At 65.7% G+C, this 13666-nt stretch carries 10 protein-coding genes; 6 read left to right on the top strand and 4 right to left on the bottom strand.

Annotated elements, in window-relative coordinates; all coding sequences use genetic code 11:
- Positions 1 to 6: 6 nt before the first annotated feature.
- The 3 genes from LQG66_RS02180 to LQG66_RS02170 all read left to right on the top strand — a co-directional run bounded on the left by LQG66_RS02180 (position 7) and on the right by LQG66_RS02170 (position 4707).
- On the top strand, positions 7 to 162 hold the full coding sequence (locus tag LQG66_RS02180) for a hypothetical protein (RefSeq protein ID WP_231322940.1): 156 nt from the start codon (positions 7 to 9) through the stop codon (positions 160 to 162).
- Positions 159 to 2912 (top strand): eCIS core domain-containing protein, encoded by a 2754-nt coding sequence (locus tag LQG66_RS02175; RefSeq protein ID WP_231322937.1) that lies wholly within the window; start codon positions 159 to 161, stop codon positions 2910 to 2912. Before LQG66_RS02180 ends, LQG66_RS02175 begins: the two co-directional genes overlap by 4 nt.
- 85 nt (positions 2913 to 2997) lie before the next feature.
- Positions 2998 to 4707, top strand: a complete 1710-nt coding sequence (locus tag LQG66_RS02170) for a hypothetical protein (RefSeq protein ID WP_231322935.1) — start codon at positions 2998 to 3000, stop codon at positions 4705 to 4707.
- Between the two features lie 765 nt (positions 4708 to 5472).
- Here LQG66_RS02170 and LQG66_RS02165 read toward each other — a convergent pair.
- The 4 genes from LQG66_RS02165 to LQG66_RS02150 all read right to left on the bottom strand — a co-directional run bounded on the left by LQG66_RS02165 (position 5473) and on the right by LQG66_RS02150 (position 8902).
- A complete protein-coding gene (locus LQG66_RS02165) occupies positions 5473 to 5682 on the bottom strand; it encodes a hypothetical protein (RefSeq protein ID WP_231322933.1) in 210 nt (69 codons plus the stop codon).
- Positions 5683 to 5878: 196 nt separating this feature from the next.
- Positions 5879 to 7324 carry a cytochrome c oxidase accessory protein CcoG gene (gene ccoG, locus LQG66_RS02160; protein ID WP_231322930.1) on the bottom strand — a complete coding sequence of 482 codons (1446 nt, stop codon included), beginning with the start codon at positions 7322 to 7324 and terminating at the stop codon, positions 5879 to 5881.
- Positions 7325 to 7365: 41 nt separating this feature from the next.
- Positions 7366 to 7569, bottom strand: coding sequence for a YgaP family membrane protein (locus LQG66_RS02155; protein WP_231327665.1), 204 nt, complete (start codon positions 7567 to 7569; stop codon positions 7366 to 7368).
- A gap of 46 nt (positions 7570 to 7615) precedes the next feature.
- Positions 7616 to 8902, bottom strand: a complete 1287-nt coding sequence (locus LQG66_RS02150) for an NAD(P)/FAD-dependent oxidoreductase (RefSeq protein ID WP_231322927.1) — start codon at positions 8900 to 8902, stop codon at positions 7616 to 7618.
- Between the two features lie 101 nt (positions 8903 to 9003).
- On the opposite strand from LQG66_RS02150, the gene LQG66_RS02145 reads away from it, so the two are divergent.
- From LQG66_RS02145 to LQG66_RS02135, 3 genes are all read left to right on the top strand, one after another.
- Complete coding sequence (locus LQG66_RS02145) at positions 9004 to 9333, top strand: ArsR/SmtB family transcription factor (protein WP_231322925.1); 330 nt, start codon at positions 9004 to 9006, stop codon at positions 9331 to 9333.
- A 123-nt stretch (positions 9334 to 9456) separates the two neighbouring features.
- On the top strand, positions 9457 to 10446 hold the full coding sequence (locus LQG66_RS02140; RefSeq protein WP_231322923.1) for an efflux RND transporter periplasmic adaptor subunit: 990 nt from the start codon (positions 9457 to 9459) through the stop codon (positions 10444 to 10446).
- A complete protein-coding gene (locus tag LQG66_RS02135) occupies positions 10443 to 13664 on the top strand; it encodes an efflux RND transporter permease subunit (protein ID WP_231322921.1) in 3222 nt (1073 codons plus the stop codon). The genes LQG66_RS02140 and LQG66_RS02135 overlap by 4 nt, the downstream gene beginning before the upstream one ends.
- Positions 13665 to 13666 lie beyond the last annotated feature (2 nt).

Here is a 13666-nt window from a genome sequence, read left to right as displayed (position 1 = left end):
CGCATCATGCTCGACATGACCGAGGACCGACGGGATCAAGATGGAAGACAAATGAAGACTGAGCAAAGAATTCCAGCAGTTGGTCGGATCTTTGTGGATCTTGGTCGGCGCATGGGCGGCATCGGGGACGTGAACTCCGACAAGCGCGGGGTGCCAGAATGAAGGCGGCCGCGTCCCATAGCTCCGCCAGCCCCCGTGCGGCCCATGCGCAGCGGCCCGGCGCGGGCGTCGCCCTGCAGCCGCCGTCGCCGCTGCTGCAGCCGTTGCAGGCCCAGTTGGAGATCGGCGCGGTCGACGACCCGGCCGAGCACGAGGCGGAGGCGGTCGCGCGCACCGTCGTGGACGGGGCCGCGGCGCGTCCGGGCCCGGTCACGGCGAGGCCATCGTCGGCTCCACAGTCCAGCGTCGGTTCGTTCCGGCCAGCATCAGCGCTGCAGCGCCAGTGTGAGTGCGGCGGCACCTGCGCCTCGTGCCGGCAGGACACGCTACGGCGCAACGCGGCCCAGGATGGCGGCCCTCGCGCGCAGGCCAGCATTGCACCGCCGATCGTCCACGAGGTGCTGCGCTCGCCCGGCCAGCCGCTCGAACGCTCCGCACGCGCCACCATGGAGGGCCGCTTCGGCCACAGCTTCGAAGGCGTCCGCATCCACACCGATGCGCGCGCGGCTGCCTCAGCGCGGGCCGTCGGCGCCCGGGCCTACACGGTCGGCCACAACGTCGTGTTCGGCGACGGACGTTACGCGCCCGCCTCGGCCGCGGGCCAGCGCCTGCTCGCCCACGAGCTGACGCATGTGGTGCAGCAGCGCGGCCAGGGCGCCGTGCTGCGACGTGCCCCGGACTACACGAAGCTGTCCATCGACCAGTTGCGCAAGCTGGTCAAGAACGGCGACGCGGCAGCGGTCGAAGCGCTGCAGAATCGCTACGCCAACATGAGCAACGGCCAGCTCGCCCAGTTCGCCAAGGGCAATGATGAGCTGGCCGCAGACGAATACGCACGCCGCGTGATCAAGCCGGCCGACGCTGCAGGGCAAGGGCGCTTCTCGCAAAACGGCATGCAGGATATCCTGACGAAGGACATCAAGGCCAATCGCGCCACCACGGGCGTCACCCGCATCGAGCCCAATGCCGTGGCGCCGAACATCGAGGTCGAAGGCGGCACCGTCGGCGCAGCCCGCACCGACATTCCCGGCCTGGAGAACCGTACGTTCGTCGGCCAGTCGAAGCTGGCGGGCGGTCCGGGCTACAATGCGCAATCCAACTTCCCGCCTCACACCAGTGCCGAGACGCTGCCGCACACGCATGGTCACGCCGAACAGCACATCGCAGACCAGCTCGAGGAGGCGCTCGCAAAGATCCCGCGCGACCAGCTCAAGGGCCGCCGCGTCTGGATGCTGATCGAGCAGGAGGTGTGCGCGACCTGCGGCCAGGGCGCAACCAACGCGGAGACCGCCGCCGGCGTCTTGAAGAAGCTCAGCCTGAAATATCCGGAGCTCACCTTCGAGATCAAGAACCTGCAGAGCAGCAGCCTGACCGTCCTGAAGGGCTCCGAGACGGCGGTCGCCGCCGCAGAAGGAGCACAGGCCGTGCCCGGCGCGCCGGCCGGCCAGCAGGCCACCTCGGTGCAGGTCGAGACCAAGGTCGAGGTCGTCAACTCCGTCCGCAATGCCAATGGCACGACGGTATCGGAAGTCAGGTACACCTTCGGCAAGAACCTCGAGCAGGTCAACGCGTCAGCGCCGGCCGGCGCCAAGGTACCCGAGCAGATCACGATCAGGATCACGCAGAACGCCGACGGCAGCATCGCCGCCGTCGAGTCCTTGTCGGGTGAGCCGCAGGCGCTGGTGGAGGCGCTGGCGCAGAAGACACTCGCGGGCGCGAGCGGCGAAGCAGGCGCCCTGGAAGGCGCCGCGGAGGGGGCGGCAGCCGCCGCCAACAGCGCGCGCCGGATGGCGTTGCTGTTCAAGGGGCTCAAGATCGGCGGCATCGCCGCCTTCACCATCATTACCGGCTACCAGCTCTACACCGCGACGCCGAAGCAGCGCCCGCGCGTGCTGGCCGGCGCGGCCGGTGGACTGGCTGGCGGCGCGCTGGGAAGCTACGTCGTCTGCAATCTCCTGCTCGACATCGAGACCGCGGGATGGGGCATCTTGATCTGCGGCCTAATCGTCGGAGGCGGCACCGGCTATCTGAGCAGCAAGGGAAGCGAGGCTGCCTACGACGCCGCCACCGAGACCGATCTCGACAGGGCCTACAAGCAGCTCGACGGCAAGCGGCCGAACGAGATCAGCATCTACAACATCCTCGTGGGCCGGATGGGATCGGATGGATGCGTCGATGCTGCTTTCGTCACCGAGTTCATGAAAGCCTTCCCCGAAGGCGCGACGGACACCGAAACGGTGCTGATCGCGGCGCAGCTCGCCGACGCATCAATCCAGGGCGTGCCGCCTGCCGCGCGGCTGCCGGCGCCGAAGCCGTCCGCCGGCAAGGATGACGTCTGTCCCTCCTGTCACGGTCGGTTGCCCAAGGATCTGCCGGGACCGAAGATGACACCGGCCGAGGTCGAGGCCCTCAACAGGATTCCGACCTGCTCCAGCGTCACCGGACAGGCGCTCACGGCGCTGCGATCGGCCGTCAAGAACCTGCCGCCGCGGCCGCAGAGCCTGCCGGCGCAGGCCCAGCCGCAGCCGGTTCAACCACGCGATCCGAACGCGCATCCCAGCCCGCCGGGCTACAAGCCGCCGGATCCCAACCGCAATGCATTCCCGACCGTCCAGGAACAGCTGGGCACGGTCTGCCCGAACTGTCATGCGCCGAACCGGGGCAAGGAGATGTGGAAGGATTTCAATCTCGGCACAGACCGCAAGACTGACGAGGCCACGCGAAAATTCCTGCAGGACTGGCTTTCGAAGTGACAAGCCAGCTCCAATGAATGGACGACGATAATCACGGCCGAAGACCGATCGATACTGAACGAACGATTGCCCCCGGGAGAAACACATGACGCTCTCATCAGGTGAACTGGCCCAGATCGTGTGGGCGGAGACCAAGGCGCTCGGCAATGCGCCCGCCGACGGCAGCGGCAGCGTCAACGGCGTCAGGCGGCTCGTTGCGCAGCTCGCGGCCGCCGTGGACGGCGCAGGATTCGAGCGGCGCGACCAACTGCCGTCGGTGCAGGACCGCGAGTTCGGCGACACCGTGCGCGCGATCCTGTCGATTACCGAAAATGCGCGCGGCGCGACCGCGCCGCAAGGCCGCATCATCATCTGGGAGGCCGACGGCGACACCCTGCGGCTCAACAAAACCACGACCCCGCCGCCCCCTGCCCCCTGGAGCGATCTCGCTGCCGACAAGATCACGCATCAGCTGCATCAGGCGCTCGCCAACGGACAGACCGTCGACGTCTTCACGCGCGATGCTGCGACGGATGCGGGCTCCGGTAGCAATCCGGTGCTCGTCAACGCGATGACCGGCACCGGCGTGACCGGCGGCAGCGCGCCGATGGCGGAGCCGCGATCGACCTCGAAGGCGATGCCGAAGACCGGCGTCGCCTTGTTCGTCGTGGCCCTCGCGCTGTTCGTGCTGGCCGCGCTCGGCTCCTACGGCATGGGGGTCGGCGCACGGCTGTCGCTCGGCCAGTTCGTCCAGAGCGCGCGCGTCGCGCTCGGCGGCGCGGATGACGGCCTCGATTGCACGGTTGCGACCGCAGAGAAACCGACCGTGCTCGACAGCGTCAAATGGCGTCCCAATTCCGACAAGGCCAAGGACTGCCGCGCGCAGTTCGCCGCGGCCCAGACCGTGGTCGCGTCGGCGCAATATCCCGACGCCGATGCCAAGCCCGGCGTGAAGGCCAGCCGCAAGACGACATGGCCGGAATGGTTTGCCAGCCAGCCGCTGGGTTGGTCGAGCGCCATCAACGGCACGATGTCACTGGTCATTCCCTTCTGCCTCGCGCTGCTCTCGCTGCTGCTGCTGTTCATCGCCTGCGGCTTCGGCATCACCGGCCGCGCGCTGGGGCCCATCATCGACGAGCGCAACCGCATGAGCCTCACCCTGGCCCAACTCGCGATGTGGTCGATCATCCTGCTGTCGGGCCTATTGGTCTGCGGTCTCTTCAACTACGGCTTCGGTGGCCTTGTTATTACCGAACTGCAGCAGCAGGCGGCGGCTGCAACCGCCGCCAAGGAGACGCCCAACACCGCCAAGGCCGCGCTCGACGCCTACAATCTGTTCCCGAGCATCCCCCTCTATCTCGGTCTCGTCGGCGGGTTCGCCGTCGCCACGCCGTTCCTGTCGCGCCTGATCTCGAACTCGACCATCGTCGGCACCCAAGACCAGACCGCCCCCGACGCCGCTTCGCCAACGCAGGCGCCGAAGTATCTGGCCGACAAGACCGGCCCCGACAAGGCCGCGCTGTCCGACATGGTGCTGCAGGAGGTCAAGGGCCGCAGCAACATGGTCGACATCAACAGGATCCAGCATGTCGCCATCACCGGCATCCTCGGCATCAGCTATCTCCTGGTGCTGTTCGACGTGGTCTCGAACATCGACGCGGTGCGCATCGTCTTTGCGGCGGCTCAGAATGCCTCGGTGCTGACCTCCATGCCGCAGATCGACGGCACCTTCACCTCGCTCTTGTTCGTCAGCCATGCCGCCCTGCTCGGCAGCAAGGTCTACGACAAGATGGTGCCGGCGAAGCGGGAAGTTTGAGCGGCGGCGCATCGCAGAACGATTCGCTTCGACCCGACGGGCAAATCGGGCGTCGGCGGTCGTGTCGCATGACAACGGTCCGGAAGCGGTAGAGCACGCGTGTTCGCCGCCCCCGACCCTTGCGCGAAAAGCGCTGGTTTGCGAGCGGACTCAACGAGATCACCCTTGTCCAGTCTCCTCGCGAAAAATATTCTTCTTTCGCTTTTCCAGAATTCATGATTGAGTATCGCCATCCCGCCTCGGCAAGAGGGGCGTATCGCGATCGTCACGACACGCGAGGTGGGAAGGCGATGGCCGCGCGGTGCCGCAGCGTGCTCATGCACGCGGACGAACGGCATGGCGCGGACGTGAAGTCGCGTGGTCCTGGCGCCCCGACGCTGGCGCTAAGTCTTTGGGTGATGATGATCCCGAGGGCGACGGTGGCTATCAAGCCCGGCACACCGAGGAGAGCGCGATATAAGCGTGAAAACCATCGCGCGGGGAATGCCGGGTGTCTCCGGCTGAACCTGTGGTGACTGCCGCCTGCTTTCTTTCTGCAGGCGGGCCATGGGTGCGGCCAGCGCCCGGCATTCCCCGCGCCCTCTTCCTAATGAGGGCGCCGACGACCGGCACACCTCGGACGCGACAGGCGTTGCGAGAACGTCCTGCCGCATCGCGAGTTTGCTATTTGAGCCGTGAACCCGATCTGCCTGCCCCGACGGGCACACATGCCGCCGCGTTCGGCCGTGGGACGCCAACGATCACGCTATCGTCCATTGCCGACCGTCAAGCCGTGCGGCCCCGGCCGTTGCGGTTGATCCTCGCCGCGACGAGATACGACAGCGGCATGGCGACGATGAAACCGGCCAGAGCCGCCAGCGGCAGATCCTTCATCGGGCTCGCGACGAGCCCCTGGACGGTCAGCAACGCCGTCACCGCGCTGCCCGCCAGCACCGTGCCCAGCATGACCCAGATGAGAATTGCGACCTTGAACATGTGTCTTTCTCCGTCGTTAGGGAAGTCTCGATCCCTTGACGCGACGATGCTTTGCCTGCGGCCTCGATCCATCATTGATTTGGAACAACCGGCTAGACAAAAAAGGGAGGAGCGGCTGCTCCTCCCTCTTTCTGTCAGTGGTTATGGACCGCCCGCCTGGTGCTGTCGCCTCGCAGCTCACCGAACGACAGCCGCTCTATCGCGTCGGCGGAACGAAGTGATCGCGCGTGCTGACCGCGTTGCCGGTCGCTGGATCCGTGATCCTGATCTCGATGTCGACGGGGGCCGTCGGAAGGTCGCCGCCCTTGGCCTCGATCGACACGCGGATCTCGCGGGTCTGGTCCTGGCCGACATCGATCACCATGCGGCCGTCCGACTCGCGCGTCTCGCCGGCCACCGTCACCTTGGCATTCGGCAGGCCCACGACGTCGAGCACGAAATCGCGCGCGCCGCGCTTGTTGAGCAGACGCACCGTATAGTCGTTGCGCACGCCACCATCCGACAGCTGAACAAACAGCGGGTTGCGCTCATGCAGGACATTGATGCCCATCGTGCCCCGCGTCGCCAGCGTGTAGAGCATGATGCCGCCGACGATGGCGATGAAGCTCGCATAGATGATCGTGCGCGGCCGAATCAGCCGGTAGATCTCCGGCTTGCCTTCGCTGCGGCGCTGAACGTTGATGTCGGTGTCATAGCCGATCAGGCCGGTGGGACGGCCGATCTGATTCATCACGGTGTCGCAGGCATCGATGCACAGGCTGCACTGGATGCAGCCGAGCTGGATGCCCTCGCGGATGTCGACGCCGGTCGGACAGACGTTGACGCATTGGTGGCAGTCGACGCAATCGCCGGCCCGCTCGCCCTGCAGCCGCGCCGCCTCGGCCTTCTTGACCGACATGCGGGGTTCGCCGCGGTCGTCCTTGTAGGTGACGTTGAGCGCCCATTCGTCGGTCAGCGCGGCCTGGATGCGCGGCCACGGGCACATGTAGATGCAGACCTGCTCACGGGCGTGGCCGGCGAACACGTAGGTGGTGGCCGTGAGAATGCCGATCCAGAGATAGGCGGCGAACGGCGCCTGGAGGGTGGCGAGGTCCTTCACCAGCGTCGGCGCGTCATCGAAATAGAGCACCCAGGCGCCGCCGGTCCACCAGGCGATCATCAACCAGAGAAAATGCTTGGTTGCCACCTTGCGAACGTGGCTGAAGCTCCAGCCTCGCTTGTCGCTCAGGATGCGCTCGCGGCGGTCACCTTCCACCCATCGCTCGACGGCATAGAACAGGTCGGTCCATACCGTCTGCGGGCAGAGGTATCCGCACCACAGCCGGCCTGCGACCGCATTCATCAGAAACAGGGCCACGGCCGCAAGGATCAAGAGGCCCGTGAAGTAGTAGACCTCCTGCGGCCACAGCTCGATGAAGAAGAAATAGAACCTGCGGTGCGGCAGATCGACCAGGACCGCCTGGTTCGGCATGCCCGGACCGCGGTCCCAGCGCACGAAGGGCAGCAGATAGTAGATGCCGAGCGTGATGCAAAGGATCGTCCATTTGATGCGGCGAAAACGGCCGTGGACGGCCGCGGGATAGACCTTGTCCCGCGCCTTGTAGAGCGGACCGACGATATAGGTTTCGTCCGAGTCAGCCATGATATCCTCGCTTCATCTCGTTACCCCGCCCTGCGCGCCGCTCAGGAGAACGCGTTGCCGCTTCTGAGCCCAAGCTTCTTGAACACGATCGCCGCAGGGCAGAAGCCGGTGAAGGATGCCTGGATCATGTTCACGCCTGCAAAGGCGGCCAGCAGGAACCAATATGGGCTGACGAGCCAGCCCAGGGAGAGGCTGAGCAGGACGACGAACCCTGCAAAGGTGAGAACTGCTTTGTCGACGTTCATGGCATACACCTTCATGCTTCAATTTGAGCCTGATCAATCCGGGCGGTCATGTGCCGGTCCTGACTTCCTTGATCTTTGCAATGTTGAGCCGGTCGAGCAGGAACTTCTCGTAGAACGGCTCGGGCGTACCGCGCCTCATCTTGCGCAGGAAATACCTCTCGAAGGCGACCTTGGCGTAATGCACCCATTCCCCCTTGGACGACCAGTTGACGTTGCGCGGCGGGATTTGCGGCTGGGCCAGGAAGGCCACGCCGGTATCGCCGAAGTCGGCGAGGCAGATCGCATTCCACGTCGGCTGCGCCTTGGGCTCCTGGCCGCGCAGCAGCGCCCCGATGTTCAAGGCGGTCGCGGTGACCATCGATTCGATCATGAAGCCGGTCTTCGGCACGCCGACCGGCACCGGCGTCGGACCGATGGGCGGAATCGCGACGCAGACGCCGATGGCGAAGACGTCGGGAAAGGTCGGGTTGCGCTGATGCTTGTCGACGATGACGAAGCCGCGCGGATTGGTCAATTTGTCGATGCCGTGCACGGCTCCGACGCCGCGGAAGGCCGGCAGCATCATGGAGTAGGCAAACGGCAGCTCATGCGTCCTGCGGACCGCGCCGTCGTCGGCGACCTCCTCGACCGACATGCGCCCCTCCTCGACCTTGGTGACGCGCGCATTGGTGATCCACTTGATGTGCTTCTCGCGCATCTCGCTTTCGAGCAGGCCCTTGGTGTCGCCGACCCCGTCGAGGCCGAGATGACCGACATAGGGCTCCGAGGTCACGAAGGTCATCGGCACCTGGTCGCGCATCTTGCGGCGGCGCAGCTCGGTCTCGAGGATGAACAGGAATTCGTAGGCCGGGCCGAAGCAGGACGCGCCCTGCACGGCGCCGACGATCACCGGCCCGGGCTTCTCGGCCAGTCTGTCGAAGGCAGCCTTCGCATGCGCCGCATGGTCGACATGGCACACCGACTGCGTATGTCCATCCGGTCCGAGCCCCGGAATCTCGTCGAAGGCAAGCTCGGGCCCGGTGGCAATCACCAGGTAATCGTACGGAATCGTCTCACCATCCGACAGTTCGACCTGTTTGGTGGCCGCGTGAACCCGCTTGGCGCCCTGCGTCAGCAGCCGGATGCCCTTGCGCTGCATGACATCGACGAGGTCGATCTCGATGTCCTCGCGCTTGCGCCAGCCGACGGCGACCCACGGGTTGGACGGCACGAAATGATAGGAGGAGCCCTGCGAGACGACGGTCAGGCGGTCCTCCTTCCTCAGCTGCGGCAACAATTCGTAAGCCATCAACGAGCCGCTCAGTCCTGCTCCGATCACGACGACGTCCGCCATTGGGGTTCCTCCATCCGAACTTGCTTTGTTATTGCTTCGTGTTTCCGGCAACGTTGCAGCCGGTCTTGACTATATATTCGCATATCCGTATATACGCAACTATGAATTTTGACGTCGACATCATGGAAATGGCCGCGGACCAGGCCAGCGATCTCCTGAAGGCGCTGTCGAACCGCCACCGGCTCCTGATCATCTGCCAGCTGGTCGACGATGAGCGATCTGTTGGCGATCTCGCCGAGTTCCTGGGGCTGCGCGATTCGACCGTGTCGCAACACTTGGCTCTGCTGCGCAAGGACGGCCTGGTGACCGCCCGGCGTGAGGGGCAGACGATCTACTATTCGATCACGAGCGAACCGGCCCGTGAGGTCCTCAAGACACTCTATCGGGTGTACTGCACACCGCGACCACCGAAAGCCACACCCACACTATGACGATCTCGTCCCGTGAACTTGAGCAGGATCAAGGGTGCAAGCTCATCCCGATGGGATGCGTGCGCGACTGCGGACGTTTCGCCCAACCTCTCAATTTGATTCAGAACAGACAGGAATAGGCTGATGCGCAGATTATCGGTCCTGGGCTTGATCGCCGCGATGGCGTGGCAGGCGGCGCCGGCCCGCGCGGAGATGCTGACGGTGTCGCCGCGTCAGGTGGCCGACGAGAAGGCGGTGTTCGCGACGGTGGAAAGCATCAGCGTGGTGCCGGCACGTGGCCGCATCGGCGGCACGATCGCGCAACTGTCGGTGCGCGAGGGTGATGCGGTCAAGCGCGGCCAGCCGATCGCGCTGATTGGAGACGAGAAGCTCGCACTGCAGCTGACGTCGCTGGACGCGCAGATCCAGGCGCTGCAGGCCCAGGCCAACCAGGCGCAGATCGATTTCACTCGGACCGAAGGGCTGGTGGAGCGCGGCACCCTGCCCCGGGTCAAGCTCGACGAGACCCGTACGGCCCTCAACGTCGCCGAGAACGGGCTGCGGGCCAAGATCGCCGAACGCGCCGTCGTCAATCAGCAGATGACCGAAGGCCAGGTGCTGGCGCCCGATGACGGCCGCGTGCTGAAGAAGCTCGTCACGGTCGGTTCGGTCGTGCTGCCAGGCGATCCCGTCGTCACCATCGCACAGCAGAACTTCAAGCTGCGGCTGCGGGTCCCTGAGCGTCATGCGCTGTTCCTGAAGGCCGGCGACAAGGTCCGCCTGGATGGCGCCGAGTTCGGCGATACGTCGGACAAATGGGGCGTGATCGATCTGGTCTATCCGCAGATCGAGGAAGGGCGCGTCGTCGCCGACGCGATCGTCAACGGCCTCGGGGAATACTTCGTCGGCGACCGGTTGCGCGTTTGGATCTCCGGCGGCAAGCGCGACGCCTACGTGATCCCCGCGCGTTACGTCACCACCCGGTTCGGCATCGACTACGTCCAACTGCAGCAAGGGCCCCAAAAAGTGAGAGTTCCCGTGCAGCGCGGCCGCGCTTTGCCGAGCGCCGATCTTCCGGATGGCCTCGAAATCCTGTCCGGCCTGCGCGCCGGCGACGAATTGGTGCAGCCGTGAAACTGGGATTGTCAGGCAAGCTCACCCAGGCGACCATCGCCTCGCCGCTGACGCCGCTGTTCCTGCTGGCGGCGCTCGTGGTCGGCCTCATCGCCGTCGTCGTGATCCCGCGCGAGGAGGAACCGCAGATCAGCGTGCCCATGGTCGACATCCGCGTCAACGCCGACGGCCTGCGCGCGCCCGATGGCGTCGAGCTCGTCACCAAGCCGCTGGAGACCATCGTCAAGGCCATCGACGGCGTCGAGCACGTCTACAGCCAGACCGAGGACGACCGCGTGATGGTCACCGCGCGGTTTCTGGTGGGCACCAAGTTCGAGGACGCGATCCTGCGCGTTCATGAGAAGATCCGCGCCAACCTCGATCGTATTCCCGTCGGCATTTCGGAGCCACTCATCGTCGGGCGTGGCATCAACGACGTGGCCGTTACCGTGCTGACGCTGTCGCCGAAGCCGGAGGCCGCCGAGCGCTGGTCCGACAAGGACCTCTACGAGCTCGCCGACAAGCTGCGCTCCGAGCTGACCAAGGTCGACAATATCGGCCTGACCTACATCTCGGGTGGCGGCGCCCAGCAGATCCGGGTCGAGCCGGATCCCGAGAAGCTCGCGCTGTTCGGGGTCACGCTGCAGCAGCTCGTTGGCAAGGTGAAGGACGCCAACCGCTCGTTCCTCGCAGGCGACGTCCGCGACCGCGGCATCGTCCGCAGTGTGGCAGCCGGCCAGACGCTCACGGGCATTCCAGATATCGGCCTGCTGCTGATCTCGACGCGGGACGGCCGTCCGGTGTACGTGCGCGACGTCGCGACCGTCATCGTCGGTCCCAATCTCGCCGAGCATCGGGTCTGGGACGATGCCCGCAGCGACAAAGGCGAGTGGCACCGTGTGCCGGCGGTGAGTCTCGCGCTCGCCAAGCGCGCCGGCGCCAATGCGGTCGTGGTGTCCCATGACATCGCGCATCGGCTCGAAGGGCTCAAGTCCAGCCTCATTCCCAACGACATCGCGGTCACCGTGACGCGCGACTACGGCGAGACGGCCAACGAGAAGGCAAACGAGCTCCTGTTCCATCTTGGCCTGGCCACGATCTCGATCGTCGTTCTGATCGCGATTGCAATCGGCTGGCGCGAGGCCGTGGTCACTTTCGTGGTGATCCCGACCACGATCCTGCTGACGATGTTCGCCGCCAATTTGATGGGCTACACGATCAACCGGGTCAGCCTGTTTGCTCTCATCTTCTCCATCGGCATCCTGGTTGACGACGCCATCGTCGTGGTCGAGAACATCGCCCGCCATTGGGGCATGCATGATGGCCGGCCGCGGCTGCAGGCGACGATCGAGGCGGTGGCGGAGGTCGGCAATCCCACCGTCGTCGCGACCCTGACCGTGGTCGCCGCCCTGCTCCCGATGCTGTTCGTGTCGGGACTGATGGGGCCCTATATGGCGCCGATCCCGGCCAACGCCTCGGCCGCGATGCTGTTCTCCTTCTTCGTCGCGATGGTCGTGGCGCCCTGGCTGATGCTGCGGCTGGCGCCAAAGGCCACCAGCGCCTCGGCGGGCTCACATGACGCGCATGGCGAAGGTCGTCTCGGACGGATCTATCGTAGCGTTGCGCATCCCATCGTCGCCAGCAAGCGCTCGGCCTGGATCTTCCTGCTTGGCGTCGGCCTCGCCACGCTGCTGTCGATGACGCTGTTCGCGACCAAGTCTGTCACGGTGAAGCTGCTGCCGTTCGACAACAAGTCGGAGATCGCCGTGATGGTCGATCTGCCCGAAGGCGCGAGCCTGGAGGATACCGAGCGGACGCTGTTCACGGCGGCTGACATCGCGCATCAGCTGCCCGAGATCACGACGGTGCAGAGCTATGCCGGCACGGCTGCGCCGTTCAACTTCAACGGACTTGTCAGGCACTATTACCTGCGCGAACGCCCCGAGCTCGGCGAGCTCCAGGTCAATCTCGCCGCCCGCGGGGACCGCAAGCGCGCGAGCCACGACATCGCACTCGACCTGCGTCAGCGCCTGAAGGCGGTCTCCGTGCCGGCCGGGACCAGCATCAAGGTGGTCGAGGTGCCGCCCGGCCCGCCGGTGCTCGCGACGCTGCTCGCCGAGATCTACGGCCCGGATGCCGCGACCCGCCGCGCCGTCACGACCGAGCTCAAGAAGGTGTTCGCCGACGTCCCGTTCATCGTCGACATCGACGATTCGATCGGGCAGAGGCGGCCGCGGCTGCGGCTGTCGATCGACCAGGACAGTCTCGAATTCTTCGGCGTCGAGCAGAAGGACGTCTACGACACGATCCAGACTTTGTTTGGCGGCGTCTCGGTCGGCTACTCGCATCGCGGCGAGGATCGCAATCCGATCGAGATCGCCGTGCGGCTGCCGAAGCGCGACAAGACCTGGAGCGAAGCGCTGGCGTCGACGCCGGTGCCGGCCAACACGCTTCCCGGCAGCAAGACCGTGGTCGAGCTCGGCCAGGTCGTGAAGGCCACGATCGAAGAGGGCTCGCCTGTGATCTTCCGCCGCGACGGTCGTTTCGCCGACATGGTGATGGCCGAGCTCGCCGGGCGCTTCGAGGCGCCGCTCTACGGCATGCTCGCCGTCGCCGACCGCATCGATGCCCATGACTGGGGCAAGCTGCCCAAGCCCGTGATCGGATTCCACGGCCAGCCCACCGACGAATCCCGTCCGACGCTGCTGTGGGACGGCGAATGGGAGATCACCTATGTGACGTTCCGCGACATGGGCGCGGCCTTCGGAGCTGCGATCCTCGGCATCTACGTGCTGGTCGTGGCGCAGTTCAAGAGCTTCCGCCTGCCGCTGGTGATCCTGACGCCGATCCCGCTGACGCTGATAGGCATCCTGCTCGGCCACTGGCTGCTCGGCGCGCCGTTCACGGCGACCTCGATGATCGGCTTCATCGCGCTCGCCGGCATCATCGTCCGCAACTCGATCCTGCTGGTCGATTTTATCCGGCACAGCGGCGGCGAGGGCAAGACCCTGCGCGACGTGGTGCTGGAGGCCGGCGCCGTGCGCTTCAAGCCGATCCTGCTGACGGCGTTGGCGGCAATGATCGGCGCCGCGACGATCCTGCTCGATCCGATCTTCCAGGGGCTCGCGATCTCGCTGCTGTTCGGCTTGGCCTCATCCACCCTGCTCACCGTGCTCGTGATCCCCGCGATCTACATCGCGCTGCGTGATCCCGGCAAACCCACAACGAAGATGTCGTAGGA

The sequence above is a fragment of the Bradyrhizobium ontarionense genome, from assembly GCF_021088345.1.
Classification (GTDB): Bacteria; Pseudomonadota; Alphaproteobacteria; order Rhizobiales; family Xanthobacteraceae; genus Bradyrhizobium; species Bradyrhizobium ontarionense.
Note: the sequence above shows the minus strand (reverse complement) of the source record. Positions and strands in the feature narration are given on the sequence as shown.